Source organism: Sphingobium sp. TomMM7A (assembly GCF_055397305.1).
Map to the genome: position 1 here is coordinate 557,549 of NZ_AP027311.1, position 12,586 is coordinate 570,134.

The window sequence follows — 12,586 nt, forward strand, 5'->3', positions numbered from 1 at the left end:
CCATGGTCAGCTTTTTGGAATTTGAAAAACCTATCGCCGAGCTAGAGGCGCGTGTCATCGAATTGCGCGCTACGGCTAGCGCCGGCGACATCGATATCGGCGATGAGATCGACAAGCTTGAACAGCGCGCGACCAAGGTGCTTGTGGACACATATGCCAAGTTGACGCCTTGGCAGAAGACCCAGGTGGCCCGGCATCCCGACCGCCCGCACTTCAAGGATTATGTCGCGGGGATGTTTGACAATTTCATGCCCCTTGCCGGTGACCGGGCGTTTTCGGATGATCAGGCGATCATTGGTGGTCTGGCGATGCTGGGTGACCGGCGCGTCATGGTGATCGGTCATGAAAAGGGTGACGACACCGCCAGCCGCGTTCGGCACAATTTCGGGATGGCGAAGCCTGAAGGCTATCGCAAGGCGATCCGCCTGATGCAATTGGCTGACCGTTTTGGGCTGCCGGTCGTCACATTGGTGGACACATCGGGGGCGTTCCCGGGCGTACAGGCGGAAGAGCGCGGTCAGGCTGAGGCGATTGCACGCTCGACCGAACAGTGTCTGGCCTTGGGTGTGCCCATGGTCGCGGCGGTAGTGGGTGAGGGGGGCTCCGGCGGCGCGGTGGCGTTGGCCGCTGCGAACCGGGTGTTGATGTTCGAACATGCGGTCTATTCGGTCATATCGCCCGAAGGCTGTGCGTCCATCCTGTGGCGCACTGCCAACAAGGCGAGCGATGCCGCCACCGCCATGCAGGTCACCGCCCAGCATCTTAAGGATTTGGGCGTCATCGACCGGATCATCGCGGAGCCCATTGGCGGTGCGCATCGTGAGCCGGTGCAGGCGATCGCCAGTTTAGGTGCTGCCATTGGCGAAGAGTTGGATTCCCTTGCCGGATTGAGCCCGCAGGATCTTCGTACTGACCGAGCCGACAAGTTCCTCGCCATCGGCGCTTGATCTAAGACTGCTCTTTGGGAACATGCATCCGGGATCGTCGTTTCGTCTCGGTAACAGATCATCACTTGGCGCTAGTGTGACGTTCGTTTTGGACATGCACAAAAAAAGGCGGCGGGATTTCTCCGGCCGCCCTTTTTGTTACCGTTTCGGAATTAATTACATGTTGCCCGAAACTTTGTTGAAAGTGTTGGTGAGCTTGCCGCCGAGGCTGGTCATTGCGCCGATGGCGGCGACAGCGATCAGAGCTGCGATCAGGCCATACTCGATGGCGGTTGCACCCTTTTCATTCTTCAGCATCTTGCGAACGAACTTCATGTGAAGTCTCCTTGACTAGAAAAAATCCCGTTTAACTACCCGGCCGCCCCGCTTGAAATAGGTCAGCTATGGACGGTTTATGGGAGTTAGGTTGACAAAGATTTAATGGCGCGAAGGAAGTGTCAGATATTGATGGTTAATGCGCGAGAACCTCTGTGGCGACGTTGTTCCACATGCCTACGGTCTTGTTTGCGACATTCGATATCGCCGCGAGTGCGGCCAGGCAGACCAAGGCCAGGATCAGCCCATATTCAACTGCGGTTGCTCCCCGTTGACACTGCAACAACCTCGATCGGGATAGGCGTTTGATCAACCCGCGCATTGCATCACCCGTTTATTGCAGACAGTCCCGTTTAGCCTTGTAAAAGAGCCAGAGTTAACAAACCCCTTTGCTGGACGAATATGACGACAATTCATCCCCTGTTGGTAGTGGCTGCAGCACTTGTCGATGCCGATGGCCGGGTGCTGCTTCAGCAACGCCCGCCTGGTAAGGCGATGGCGGGGCTGTGGGAATTTCCTGGGGGCAAGTTGGAGGAAAGCGAAACCCCGGAGGCTGCACTTGTTCGAGAGTTAGAAGAAGAACTCGGCATCCGCACGCACACAAGTTGCCTTGCGCCCGCAGCTTTCGCCAGTGAGGCGCTAGGAGACCGGCACTTGTTGCTTCTGCTCTATGTTTGCCGAAAATGGGAGGGCCTGCCCGAGGCGCGGCATGCCACGGAACTTAAATGGGTCAGGCCCAACCAGATGTATGCGCTGGATATGCCGCCGGCGGACCTGCCGTTGATTGGCCTGCTCGATTCGCTGATCTAAAATAGGGCGGGCTAACGGCATGGCCCGCCCGCCGAATCACTCTTCCCTGGCTTTGCTCTGCAGCTGAATGTAGTTCTGAATGCCCATGCGTTCGATCATTTCAAACTGGGTTTCCAGCGTATCGACATGCTCTTCCTCGCTTTCGAGGATCGACTGGAACAGGTCGCGGCTGACATAATCGCGCACTGTCTCGCAATGGGCGATGGCGTCCTTCAGAACGGGAAGTGCTTCATATTCCAGCTCAAGATCGGCCTTCAGCACTTCTTCGACCGTTTCGCCGATTTTCAGGCGGCCAAGCAGCTGGAAATTGGGCAAGCCGTCGAGGAAGAGGATGCGTGCCGCCACCTTGTCGGCATGCTTCATCTCATCGATCGACTCTTCATATTCGAATTTGGCGAGCTTCTCGATGCCCCAATGATCGAGCATACGGTAATGCAGGAAATATTGATTGATCGCGGTCAGCTCATTCTTGAGGACCTCGTTGAGATAGTCGATGACTTTTGAGTCACCCTTCATGGCGCTGTCCTCGGGCTATTGGAATGAAGCCGTAACTATAGGGCCATCGCGGAGCTTTGTTAACCGGAAAGCCGCAGAAAAGGGGGATTTTGCAAGCAGCTATTGCGTCGAGTTCGCGGCAAAAGAGAGACGCCCGCTGCGGATGTCACGCAATCGGATCAGGCGGTAGCGCGTTCGGCAGCTATCAGCGTGCGGGCGAAAGGTACGCATTGGCCGCATTTGGGCCGACGGCCGAGGCGAGCATAGGCGCTGCAAGGGGTATCGGCACCGCCCCGCACGGCTTCCTTCAGATCCTTTTCGCGAATGGCATTGCAGACACAGACGACCATGAGGCTCTCCCTGACTCGGGAAATATCTCAAGTGATAATGGGTCGCAATAGAATATTAGATGCTGTTGCGAATCTTTTGCGCTTTGCCGCGAGCCAAGCTTCGCCACAGCCATTCCAGGGGTCCTACGGCGAATCGGGATAGCCAGGCTGTGGACCAAGCAAGCATGAACAGCCATCCACACAGCACCACCAGCGGCAGTTCCAACGGCCGGAGATGCGAAAATAGCCCTAGTCCCCATCCATAGAAGACAGCGCACATGATGAGACTGGTGCCGAGATAGTTGCTGAGAGCGAGGCGCCCCGTGCGCGCGACTGCCATCGTCATGCGGCTCTGGCGATGTCGCGTGAAGACCCACAGGATCAGTGCCGCCCAGCCGGCTGCAAGCGGGATGCGAAAAGGAAATGACCAGGCAAGCGACACACCTATGGACGGAACGACAGGGAAGTTTTGCCAGAGCAGCCAGCCTGCTAGCGCGGCCATGGGTGGCAATCCGACCAGGAAACAATGGCGGGCAGTGCGCCAATATTGCTCCGCTTCCCATCGTCCGGTCAGGAATCCGCCCTTCAACATCGCCATGCCCATGAGCATGAACCCAAGAGTGTCGAATGCGCTCATGAAGAAGGTCCACCACCAATCCTGGACTAAAAGGTACAAATGATGCGTCAGGATAATTGCGAAGCTGCCGCGATAGGTGGCGATCTCCTGCCGGATGGCGGGGTCATCGGGGTTGGCGAATGGCCCTATATATTGCGCGAAGCTATCCCGGATGCTGGTGGTTCCGTTTGGCGCTAAGGCAGCGTCTGCCCATCCGTGGATGCTGAATATGAACAGCGCGCAGATCAGAAAATGCGCGAGGAAGAAGAAGAAGGCCCATTTGATGAGCGCCAACGGTTCCTTGCGGACGAACAGCATCGCGACCAGCCCGATCAGGGCATAGTTCATCAATATGTCGCCTGCCCATAGCAGCAGATAGTGGGCAAGGCCGAAGATGAACAACCAAGCCGCCCGAATGATCTGCGCTCGCTGCCCATCACGCCCCTCCATCTCTTCCCGATCAATCAACAACAGCATGGAAGCGCCGAACAATATCGAAAAAAGAGCCCGCATCTTTCCGTCGAAAAACAGGAAGCTGATGAGCCAGAACAGTTTATCGCCGATGGACAGCGGGCCAACAGCGGTCGGATTGAAATAGGCCGTCTGCGGCAGGGCAAAGGCGCTGATGTTCATCCACAATATGCCCATGACGGCGCACCCGCGCAGCACGTCCATGGCGGCAATCCGGGATGAAGGAGGAGGCATGCGGCGAGGTTCCTTAAAGACGCTGGCAAAGTCGGCGGGGCTCTGTCATGCGACTAGCCATGAACAGCGGCCGCAAGCAACGGATAAGCGAAGCGTTCGGCGCGGCGGTCGGCCATTACGAAGATCATGCCGGTCCCCAACGCGCGGCGGCGGCGCTGGTCGCCGACCTTGCTCAGCGGCAGAAGCCCAGCGGGGTGGGGCGCATCCTGGAGATCGGTTGCGGCACGGGCCTGCTGACTCGCGATATTCAGCAGCGCTGGCCGAGGGCGGAGCTGCTGGTCACCGACATTTCGCCGGAAATGCTTGCTCGAACGGCTACAGGGGCGTTCGTCGCGGGGACGTTTCTTGCCATGGATGGCGAAGCGCCGCCGTTCGAGGGGGAGTGGTTCGACCTCATCCTGTCGAGCCTCGCCTTTCAATGGTTCGATGATCTGGAAGAGGCCATCGCTCGCTTGGTTGCGTTGTTGAGACCGGGGGGCAGCCTGATCTTTTCTACCATGGGAAAGGAGAGTTTTGGTCAATGGCGAGCAGCTCATCATGCTTGCGACCTCGTTCCCGGCGTGCCCGATTATCCCTCGCTCGATGAACTGTCCTCAATGCTGCGCCGATATGAGGATGCCTTCGCCTTTGATGAAACTTGTCCGCTCAGCTGCACCGGGGCGCGTGGCCTGATTTCTCATTTGAAAGGCATTGGCGCGGTAGTGTCGAGCGAGGGCCGGAAACCGCTTTCGCCAAAAGAATTGAAGAAGGTGATGGCGGCGTTCGACGCCGGAGATGGCGCTGACGCCTATCAGATATTGTTCGGACGGGTGACCCGGCCCGCCTGAAATGGCTCCCGCTGGGCAGGAGCCATGTTCGTTGGCACTTACAGTTCAGCGTCCATCAGGTTGGGGAAGAAACCCTCGTGCGCAGAGCGCAGGTCGACGAGCTTCACGCCCGCCACATTGTCGCCTCCGACCGTCCCGATCCTGACTGCCCCGGCGATCTCCGTACCCGCCGCCGCTGTTACGACATAGCGGCCCTGATCCTCGCCAAAGGCCGCTGCGGTGTTCAATTCGATGTCGAGCTGCGCGCCCATTCCGCCTGCCAGAGCCATTTCGGCGATGGTGACCAGCAGGCCGCCATCTGAAATATCATGAACGGCATTGACCTTGCCTTGCGCGATCAACGTGCGGACAGCTTCGGCATTGGTTCGTTCGGCGGTCAAGTCTACCTTCGGCGCGTCACCAGCTTCGCGGCCTTGAATTTCCCGCAGCCAAATGGACTGGCCGAGATGTGAGCCTTCGCCGCCGATCAGCCAGATTGCGTCGCCTTCCTGCTTGAAGGCGACGGTCGCCATCACATCGACGTCCTTCAACAGACCAATGCCGCCGATGGCGGGGGTGGGCAGGATTGCCGAGCCGCCGCCCGTCGCCTTGGATTCATTGTAGAGGGAGACGTTGCCCGACACGATGGGGAAGTCGAGCGCGCGGCAGGCGTCGCCCATGCCTTCCAGACAGCCGGTCAGCTGCGCCATGATTTCCGGGCGTTGCGGATTGGCGAAGTTCAGGCAGTTCGTGACGGCAAGCGGTGTCGCGCCGACGGCCGAGATGTTGCGATAGCATTCGGCGATCGCCTGCTTTCCGCCCTCATAGGGATCAGCATAGCAATAGCGCGGGGTGCAGTCGGTGCTGATCGCGATGCCCTTTTGCGAGCCGTGGACGCGCACCACTGCCGCGTCGCCGCCGGGGCGCTGCACCGTGTCGGCGCCGACCATGTGGTCATATTGCTCCCAGATCCAGCGGCGGCTGGCGATGTCGGGAGAACCCATCAGCTTGACGAGATCGGCGCCAATGTCGGCGCTTTCGGCGATCTCGCCCAGCGGCTGGACCTTGGCCCACGCTTTATAGTCATCCTTCGGCATCGATGGGCGATCATAGAGCGGCGCATCGTCGGCCAGCGGGGCGAGCGGAATGTCGCACACCGTTTCGCCCTTGTGGACCAGCACCATGCGGCCCGTGTCGGTTACATGGCCGATGACGGCGAAATCGAGTTCCCACTTGCGGAAAATGGCTTCGGCGAAAGCTTCCTTGCCCGGCTGGAGTACCATGAGCATGCGCTCCTGGCTCTCCGACAGCATCATTTCATAGGCCGTCATGCCGGTTTCCCGCTGCGGCACGTCGTCCATGTTGAGCTGAATGCCGACGCCGCCCTTGGACGCCATTTCGACCGAGGAAGAGGTGAGGCCCGCCGCGCCCATGTCCTGAATCGCGACGATCGCGTCGGACGCCATGAGTTCAAGGCATGCTTCGATCAGCAGCTTTTCAGTGAAGGGATCGCCGACCTGCACGGTCGGGCGCTTGGCGTCGGCGTCGTCGCCGAAGTCCGCAGAGGCCATGGTCGCGCCATGAATGCCGTCGCGGCCGGTCTTCGATCCTACATAGACGATCGGATTGCCGATGCCGCTGGCGGCCGAATAGAAGATCTTGTCGGTATCCGCGACGCCCACGGTCATCGCATTGACCAGGATGTTGCCGTCATAGGCCGGGTGGAAATTCACCTCGCCGCCCACGGTGGGCACGCCCACGCAATTGCCGTAGCCGCCGATGCCATGCACCACGCCGCTGATGAGATGCTTCATCTTCGGATGATCGGGGCGGCCAAAGCGCAGCGCGTTCATGTTCGCCACTGGACGCGCGCCCATGGTGAAGACATCGCGTAGAATACCGCCCACGCCCGTTGCCGCGCCCTGATAGGGTTCGATGTAGGACGGGTGGTTGTGGCTCTCCATCTTGAAGATCGCCGCCTGTCCGTCGCCAATGTCGACGACGCCCGCATTCTCACCGGGGCCACAAATGACTTGCGGGCCTTCCGTCGGCAGCTTCTTCAGGTGGATGCGGCTCGACTTGTAGGAGCAATGCTCCGACCACATGACCGAGAAGATGCCCAGTTCCGTCAGATTCGGCTCGCGGCCGAGGGCGTTCAGAACGCGGTCATATTCTTCCGGCGAAAGGCCATGTTCGGCGACGATTTCCGGGGTGATCTGAGTGGCTGTGGTCGACATGAGCGCGCCTTTAACCGGGGAGGGGCGGATAGACAATCCTTGGCCAGCCCAAGTCGGGAAAACATGCTATTTATATGCGTTGGAACACCGATCGGAGGACGGGACATATGGAATGGATGTTGTTGCCGCTGCGCCGCTATGCCCGTTTTTCCGGTCGTGCGCGGCCAAAGGAGTATTGGATGTTCATCCTCTTCCTTCTGCTTTGCTTCATCGCGATCGGCATTGTCGAAGGGCTGCTGGGCCTGAGCACCACCGAACATTGGGTACGGCGCGGTCCCTGGTGGTTCGATACCGGCTATCACACGCGGGGAGGGTCGCTCACCGGCCTGTTCGGCCTGGCTATTTTAATCCCTTGGCTCGCCGTGGCGGTGCGGCGGTTGCATGACACGGATCGGAGCGGTTTCTGGCTGCTGATAATTTTCTTCCCGCTGATCGGAAGCCTGGTTCTGCTGGTCTTTTTCATCATGAGCGGGACGCGTGGTCCCAACCGCTTTGGTCCCGACCCGGTCGAGGTTGGTGAACCCGAACTGGTGGGCCGGATAGGGAAATAAAAAAGGCCGGGCTGTTGAGCCCGGCCTGTGAAAGACATGGAAATGTTGATCAGGCTTTGCAGCTAAGGCCGCTTTTGCCCGGAAGGGTGGCGGTGATCTGCTTGCCGCTGCCATCGACCACATAGCCACCTTCGGCCGTGAAGGGCTTGCCAGCTTCGGGGGCGACGAGCTTTGTCGGCGCGCCATTCTTTTCAGTGCGCAGGTTCGCGGTCTTGTCGTCGCTCAGGAAGTCGACGAAAATGAGGCTGTTATCCTTGCAGCGATACTGGCGACTTACCTTCACCGAAGGCGGCAGTTCGACAGGTGCGGCATTCGCGAGCTGTTGAGCCATCGGATCGGCAGGGCCGCCGACGACTTCGGGTTCATCATTTTTGTTGCAAGCGGAGAGCATGCTGAGAGCAACGGCGGAAATCAGGGGGAGATAATATTTCATAGCGGTCCTTCTATGTGCACTTGCTGGCGCGAGCGTCAACGCAAAACTGCCAAAATCCCGCCAGCTTTGTGCGGGTTTTGATGACGCTTTTGTTACAAGCAGGCCCGGAATCCGCCTTATGGCGCGGTGCAGACTTGACCCGGCCACCGGTGCCCGCCAATGCAGGGGGCATGGCCGAAGACAGCAAGACAGAGCCGGGCGATTTGTCCCAATTGTCGTTTGAGGATGCGCTGCGGGCGCTGGAGTCGATCGTTCGTCGGCTGGAAAGCGGTGACGTGCCGCTCGACGAGTCGATCTCGCTCTATGCTCAGGGTGAAGAGCTGCGCAAGCGCTGCCTTGAACGCTTGCAGGCGGCAGAGGCCCGCATCCAGAAATTGACCATCGATCCCAGCGGCGCCGTCACGGGCGCCCAGCCGTTCGGCGCGGATTGAGCGCCGTGGCCATGGAGGGGCTGACCTCCGGTTCAGCGGTAGTAACTGTTAGAGCGGCTGCCGTCGCCGCAGACATTGATCGCGCGTTCGAGCTGTTGCTGACCGTTCCCGATGATCCGCGTGCGCGTCTCTATGAGGCCATGCGCCATGCGGCCATAGGCGGCGGCAAGAGATTGCGTCCTCTGTTAGTGCAAGCGGCGGGCGAGTTGTTTAACATCTCCCAGGATTCGCTGCTTCGTGTCGGGCTGGCTGTTGAATGCATCCATGTCTATTCGCTGGTGCATGACGATCTGCCGGCGATGGATGATGATGACATGCGGCGGGGCAAGCCGACGATCCACAAGGCCTTTGATGAGGCGACGGCGATCCTGGCCGGGGACTGTCTTCATGATCTCGCCTTCGAAATATTGGCGGATGAAGAGACTCATCCTGACCCCTTCGTGCGGGTGGAGCTGGTAAAGGCGCTGGCGCTGTCCAGCGGTCCCGCAGGTATGGCGGGTGGGCAGATGATGGATCTGGAGGCGGAAGGTACCAGCTTCGACCTTGTCACCGTAACGCGCCTTCAACAGCTCAAGACCGGGGCGCTCATCGCCTTTTGCGTCGACGCGGCCGCAATCATGGCGCGCATTCCGGCCGATGCTCGCACCAGCCTTCATGGCTATGCGCGCGACATCGGCCTGGCTTTCCAGATTGCCGACGATCTGCTGGACGTCGAAGGTGACGCGGACCTGGCGGGCAAGGCGCTGGGCAAGGATGCGGCGGCGGGCAAGGAAACCTTCGTGTCCCTGCTGGGAGTGGAGCGCGCGCGTGAGCAGGCGCGCTTGCTGGTGGATCAGGCCAAGGCGCATCTTCATGGGTTCGGCGGGGAGGCCGATTTGCTGCGATCGATCGCGGATTATATCGTGGAAAGGGACCGGTAAGGCATGAGCAGGCAGCGGGTGGGGGTCTATCCCGGCACGTTCGACCCGATCACTTTGGGTCACATGGACATTATTCGCCGAGGGGCCAAGCTGGTCGACAAGCTAGTGATCGGCGTGACCACCAACATTTCCAAATCGCCCATGTTCTCCGATGAAGAGCGGCTGGAGATGGTGCGCCGTGAATGCGTTGGCATCGACGCGGACATCGTGGTCACCGGCTTCAATTCACTGCTTATGGATTTCGCCGAATCGCAAGGCGCCAGCGTGATCATTCGCGGCATTCGGGGCGTCACCGACTTCGAATATGAATATCAGCTCACCGGTATGAACCGGCAGATCAACCATCGGGTCGAAACCGCCTTTCTGATGGCCGACGTCTCGCTTCAGCCGATCGCATCTCGTTTGGTCAAGGAAATCGCCTTTTACGGCGGGCCGATCGACAAGTTTGTCAGCCCCAGCGTGCGGGATGATGTGGTCGCCCGGGTGGCGCGCCTCGGAAAGAAGGGCGACCAATAAGGGCCGCTCAGCCTTCGTTCAGTTGCCAATCGCGACGAGCGCGTTATCAGAGCAGCTTCGCCACCAGGCTTTAGATATTAGGGAAAGCTCATTCATGCGGTTCAGTTCGGCGTTCAAGACCGTGGCGATCACTATCGCTCTCTATGCGTCGGGCGGCGTGGCGCTGGCCCAGGGTGGCGGCGGCGCTAATGCCGAAGAGGCAAAAAGGGCCGAGGCTGCCGCGCGGGCCGAGCAGAATGCCAAGTCGATGGGACAGGATCCCAGCGCGAAACTGCCGCCTGCTTCGGTGCCCGTGGACCCGCAGGATGTCTGGGATCTTGACCTGTCGAGCGGCGGCCGTGTTCGCATCCAGCTGCGTCCGGACATCGCTCCCCAGCATGTCGAACGCATCAAGCAGTTGACGCGGCAGGGCTTTTACAACGGCCTGAAATTTCACCGTGTAATCCCGGGCTTCATGGCGCAAGGCGGCGACCCGAAGAATGACGGAACCGGCGGATCATCGCTTCCCGACTTGCAGGCGGAATTCAACCCGATGCCGCACCTTCGCGGTACCGTGTCGATGGCCCGCGCGCAGGACGAAAACAGCGCCAACAGCCAGTTCTTCATCCTGTTCCTGCCCCGCATGCAGCTCGACAAGAAATATACGGTGTTCGGTCGCGTGATCGAAGGCATGCAATATGTCGATGCCATCACGCCGGGCGAGCCCCCCGCAAACCCGACCACGATCCTGCAGGCATCGATTGAAAGCGACGGCAAGCCGCCAGTCATGGCGCTTCCCACGCCGCCCGCGCCTTCCATTATTGCGCCCGCACCCGCACCGGTGAAGAAAGCGTCATCACAGAAGAAGCGATAAGTCGCACCTGAAGTGGATCATGCCGATGTCGCATCGGCCTGATGGCCGTGCCTTGAGGACAGCGCCCGCATGCGCGTAGATCTTTTCGATTTCGAACTGCCGCCTGAAAGCATCGCGCTAAGGCCCGCGTCGCCACGCGACGCGGCGCGCCTGCTATTGGTCGATGGCGAAAAGCCTTTCGAAGATCGTACCGTTCGGGATTTGCCCGCCTTGCTGCGCGCCGGTGATGTGCTGGTGTTCAATGATACCAAGGTCATTCCCGCTCAATTGGAGGGCGTTCGCGGCCAGGCGAAGATCGGCGCCACGCTCCACAAGCGCCTTGGCCTGCGTCAATGGCAGGCGTTCCTTCGCAATGCCAAGCGGGTGCGCGAGGGGGACCAGATAGATTTCGGTGCAGACGTCACCGCTCTGGCGGGCGCGCGTGATGACGATGGCGGGGTCACGCTGACCTTCGAGGGCGATGAGCCTGTCGAGGTGCTATTGGAGCGGGCGGGGCACATGCCGTTGCCGCCCTATATTGCCAGCAAGCGGCCAACGGATGCCCGAGACCGCAGTGACTATCAGACCATGTTCGCTCGCGAGGACGGGGCGGTGGCGGCTCCGACGGCGGCTTTGCATTTTACGCCCGCGCTGATGTCGGCGCTCAGTAAGGCGGGCGTCATGTCTGAAACGCTGACGCTTCATGTGGGGGCCGGTACGTTTCTGCCCGTGAAGGCGGAGGATACCGATGATCACCGCATGCATGCGGAATGGGGCCGGATTGAGCAAGCCGCCGCCGACCGGCTGAATGCTGCGCGCCAAGCTGGCGGTCGCCTTATAGCAGTGGGCACGACCAGCTTGCGCCTGCTTGAGAGCGCCTGCGGGGAAGATGGAGTGATCCGCCCGTTCGCGGACGAGACCCGCATATTCATAACACCGGGCTACCAGTTCCGCGCAGTGGATGGGCTAATGACCAACTTCCATCTACCGCGATCGACCCTGTTTATGCTGGTAAGTGCCTTGATGGGGCGGGAGCGCATGCAGGCGGCTTATGCTCATGCGATAGAAAGCGGATACCGCTTTTACTCCTATGGGGACTCGTCGCTTCTCCTGCCTTAGCTCGCAGATTCGCTTTAGGATCGCCCTACGAACAGAAAGCCGACCGCCGCCATTATGCACAGAAAAGCGGCCGCGTGGCGCCAATGGAGTGGTTCACCCAAAACCGTCACCATGAAGCCTCCGAAAACGATCAGGGCGATTGCTTCCTGTGCGATCTTCAACTGACCTGGGCTCCAGCCGCTGGCGAACCCAATGCGATTTGCGGGTACGGCGAAACAATATTCGACGAGCGCGATGCCCCAACTGATCAGGATGACCAACAGGATCGGCTTTCCCATCCCGCCCTTCAGATGCCAGTACCAAGCTATGGTCATGAAAAGGTTGGAAATGACCAGCAGCAATATGGTTGGCATGAAAGGGCCTCGTAACGCTTGCAGTTTGCGCTCTGGCATTGCTTGAGGCCCAAGGGCAAGGGCTTGATCGACCTTATATCATCCTCCCTCCATGCCGGACGCATTGAAGGTGGGGCCGGCGCACCGTTGCGCGTGAGCGCGTTCGGACAAGCAAAGGGTCCGGACATCCGC

The 12,586-nt window shown here is 59.8% G+C and carries 17 protein-coding genes; 9 read left to right on the top strand and 8 right to left on the bottom strand.

Annotation, left to right across the window (positions count from 1 at the left end):
- The first annotated feature begins 2 nt into the window (after positions 1–2).
- Positions 3–947 (top strand): acetyl-CoA carboxylase carboxyltransferase subunit alpha, encoded by a 945-nt coding sequence (locus tag ACZ5ZH_RS02910; protein ID WP_464772126.1) that lies wholly within the window; start codon positions 3–5, stop codon positions 945–947.
- A 156-nt stretch (positions 948–1,103) separates the two neighbouring features.
- Here the strand turns inward: ACZ5ZH_RS02910 and ACZ5ZH_RS02915 are convergent, their stop codons facing one another.
- A complete protein-coding gene (locus ACZ5ZH_RS02915; protein WP_464772127.1) occupies positions 1,104–1,262 on the bottom strand; it encodes a Flp family type IVb pilin in 159 nt (52 codons plus the stop codon).
- 136 nt (positions 1,263–1,398) lie between these two features.
- A complete protein-coding gene (locus tag ACZ5ZH_RS02920; RefSeq protein WP_449471790.1) occupies positions 1,399–1,584 on the bottom strand; it encodes a Flp family type IVb pilin in 186 nt (61 codons plus the stop codon).
- Between the two features lie 80 nt (positions 1,585–1,664).
- Here ACZ5ZH_RS02920 and ACZ5ZH_RS02925 point away from each other — a divergent pair, with 80 nt between their 5' ends.
- Positions 1,665–2,072, top strand: a complete 408-nt coding sequence (locus ACZ5ZH_RS02925) for a (deoxy)nucleoside triphosphate pyrophosphohydrolase (protein WP_449471791.1) — start codon at positions 1,665–1,667, stop codon at positions 2,070–2,072.
- 36 nt (positions 2,073–2,108) lie between these two features.
- On the opposite strand, the gene bfr is transcribed toward ACZ5ZH_RS02925, so the two are convergent.
- From bfr to ACZ5ZH_RS02940, 3 genes are all read right to left on the bottom strand, one after another.
- Positions 2,109–2,588: a bacterioferritin gene (gene bfr / locus ACZ5ZH_RS02930; protein WP_464772128.1), complete on the bottom strand. Its 480-nt coding sequence runs from the start codon at positions 2,586–2,588 to the stop codon at positions 2,109–2,111.
- A 158-nt stretch (positions 2,589–2,746) separates the two neighbouring features.
- Complete coding sequence (locus tag ACZ5ZH_RS02935) at positions 2,747–2,917, bottom strand: (2Fe-2S)-binding protein (RefSeq protein WP_449471793.1); 171 nt, start codon at positions 2,915–2,917, stop codon at positions 2,747–2,749.
- A 55-nt stretch (positions 2,918–2,972) separates the two neighbouring features.
- Positions 2,973–4,217, bottom strand: a complete 1,245-nt coding sequence (locus ACZ5ZH_RS02940) for a DUF418 domain-containing protein (RefSeq protein ID WP_464772129.1) — start codon at positions 4,215–4,217, stop codon at positions 2,973–2,975.
- A gap of 59 nt (positions 4,218–4,276) precedes the next feature.
- Here ACZ5ZH_RS02940 and ACZ5ZH_RS02945 point away from each other — a divergent pair, with 59 nt between their 5' ends.
- A complete protein-coding gene (locus tag ACZ5ZH_RS02945; RefSeq protein WP_464772130.1) occupies positions 4,277–5,044 on the top strand; it encodes a methyltransferase domain-containing protein in 768 nt (255 codons plus the stop codon).
- Positions 5,045–5,082: 38 nt separating this feature from the next.
- Here the strand turns inward: ACZ5ZH_RS02945 and purL are convergent, their stop codons facing one another.
- A complete protein-coding gene (gene purL, locus ACZ5ZH_RS02950) occupies positions 5,083–7,260 on the bottom strand; it encodes a phosphoribosylformylglycinamidine synthase subunit PurL (protein WP_464772131.1) in 2,178 nt (725 codons plus the stop codon).
- Positions 7,261–7,439: 179 nt separating this feature from the next.
- On the opposite strand from purL, the gene ACZ5ZH_RS02955 reads away from it, so the two are divergent.
- A complete protein-coding gene (locus ACZ5ZH_RS02955; RefSeq protein ID WP_464775206.1) occupies positions 7,440–7,811 on the top strand; it encodes a DUF805 domain-containing protein in 372 nt (123 codons plus the stop codon).
- Positions 7,812–7,860: 49 nt separating this feature from the next.
- Here the strand turns inward: ACZ5ZH_RS02955 and ACZ5ZH_RS02960 are convergent, their stop codons facing one another.
- On the bottom strand, positions 7,861–8,244 hold the full coding sequence (locus ACZ5ZH_RS02960) for a hypothetical protein (RefSeq protein ID WP_464772133.1): 384 nt from the start codon (positions 8,242–8,244) through the stop codon (positions 7,861–7,863).
- A gap of 170 nt (positions 8,245–8,414) precedes the next feature.
- Here ACZ5ZH_RS02960 and ACZ5ZH_RS02965 point away from each other — a divergent pair, with 170 nt between their 5' ends.
- The 5 genes from ACZ5ZH_RS02965 to queA all read left to right on the top strand — a co-directional run bounded on the left by ACZ5ZH_RS02965 (position 8,415) and on the right by queA (position 12,062).
- Complete coding sequence (locus ACZ5ZH_RS02965) at positions 8,415–8,675, top strand: exodeoxyribonuclease VII small subunit (protein ID WP_196224044.1); 261 nt, start codon at positions 8,415–8,417, stop codon at positions 8,673–8,675.
- 11 nt (positions 8,676–8,686) lie between these two features.
- Positions 8,687–9,595, top strand: coding sequence for a polyprenyl synthetase family protein (locus ACZ5ZH_RS02970; RefSeq protein WP_449471800.1), 909 nt, complete (start codon positions 8,687–8,689; stop codon positions 9,593–9,595).
- Positions 9,596–9,598: 3 nt separating this feature from the next.
- The gene (coaD, locus tag ACZ5ZH_RS02975) at positions 9,599–10,111 is read left to right on the top strand and encodes a pantetheine-phosphate adenylyltransferase (RefSeq protein ID WP_464772134.1); all 513 of its coding nucleotides are present in this window, start codon (positions 9,599–9,601) and stop codon (positions 10,109–10,111) included.
- Between the two features lie 94 nt (positions 10,112–10,205).
- On the top strand, positions 10,206–10,964 hold the full coding sequence (locus ACZ5ZH_RS02980; protein ID WP_460987798.1) for a peptidylprolyl isomerase: 759 nt from the start codon (positions 10,206–10,208) through the stop codon (positions 10,962–10,964).
- 69 nt (positions 10,965–11,033) lie between these two features.
- Positions 11,034–12,062 (top strand): tRNA preQ1(34) S-adenosylmethionine ribosyltransferase-isomerase QueA, encoded by a 1,029-nt coding sequence (gene queA, locus ACZ5ZH_RS02985; protein WP_464772135.1) that lies wholly within the window; start codon positions 11,034–11,036, stop codon positions 12,060–12,062.
- A gap of 14 nt (positions 12,063–12,076) precedes the next feature.
- On the opposite strand, the gene ACZ5ZH_RS02990 is transcribed toward queA, so the two are convergent.
- Complete coding sequence (locus ACZ5ZH_RS02990; RefSeq protein ID WP_449471805.1) at positions 12,077–12,415, bottom strand: DMT family protein; 339 nt, start codon at positions 12,413–12,415, stop codon at positions 12,077–12,079.
- Between the last annotated feature and the right edge of the window lie 171 nt (positions 12,416–12,586).

Coding starts and splice junctions, on each gene's coding strand:
- ACZ5ZH_RS02910 (WP_464772126.1), top strand. CDS start 3: ATGGTCAGCTTTTTGGAATTTGAAAAACCTATCGCCGAGCTAGAGGCG.
- ACZ5ZH_RS02915 (WP_464772127.1), bottom strand. CDS start 1,262: ATGAAGTTCGTTCGCAAGATGCTGAAGAATGAAAAGGGTGCAACCGCC.
- ACZ5ZH_RS02920 (WP_449471790.1), bottom strand. CDS start 1,584: ATGCGCGGGTTGATCAAACGCCTATCCCGATCGAGGTTGTTGCAGTGT.
- ACZ5ZH_RS02925 (WP_449471791.1), top strand. CDS start 1,665: ATGACGACAATTCATCCCCTGTTGGTAGTGGCTGCAGCACTTGTCGAT.
- bfr (WP_464772128.1), bottom strand. CDS start 2,588: ATGAAGGGTGACTCAAAAGTCATCGACTATCTCAACGAGGTCCTCAAG.
- ACZ5ZH_RS02935 (WP_449471793.1), bottom strand. CDS start 2,917: ATGGTCGTCTGTGTCTGCAATGCCATTCGCGAAAAGGATCTGAAGGAA.
- ACZ5ZH_RS02940 (WP_464772129.1), bottom strand. CDS start 4,217: ATGCCTCCTCCTTCATCCCGGATTGCCGCCATGGACGTGCTGCGCGGG.
- ACZ5ZH_RS02945 (WP_464772130.1), top strand. CDS start 4,277: ATGAACAGCGGCCGCAAGCAACGGATAAGCGAAGCGTTCGGCGCGGCG.
- purL (WP_464772131.1), bottom strand. CDS start 7,260: ATGTCGACCACAGCCACTCAGATCACCCCGGAAATCGTCGCCGAACAT.
- ACZ5ZH_RS02955 (WP_464775206.1), top strand. CDS start 7,440: ATGTTCATCCTCTTCCTTCTGCTTTGCTTCATCGCGATCGGCATTGTC.
- ACZ5ZH_RS02960 (WP_464772133.1), bottom strand. CDS start 8,244: ATGAAATATTATCTCCCCCTGATTTCCGCCGTTGCTCTCAGCATGCTC.
- ACZ5ZH_RS02965 (WP_196224044.1), top strand. CDS start 8,415: ATGGCCGAAGACAGCAAGACAGAGCCGGGCGATTTGTCCCAATTGTCG.
- ACZ5ZH_RS02970 (WP_449471800.1), top strand. CDS start 8,687: ATGGAGGGGCTGACCTCCGGTTCAGCGGTAGTAACTGTTAGAGCGGCT.
- coaD (WP_464772134.1), top strand. CDS start 9,599: ATGAGCAGGCAGCGGGTGGGGGTCTATCCCGGCACGTTCGACCCGATC.
- ACZ5ZH_RS02980 (WP_460987798.1), top strand. CDS start 10,206: ATGCGGTTCAGTTCGGCGTTCAAGACCGTGGCGATCACTATCGCTCTC.
- queA (WP_464772135.1), top strand. CDS start 11,034: ATGCGCGTAGATCTTTTCGATTTCGAACTGCCGCCTGAAAGCATCGCG.
- ACZ5ZH_RS02990 (WP_449471805.1), bottom strand. CDS start 12,415: ATGCCAACCATATTGCTGCTGGTCATTTCCAACCTTTTCATGACCATA.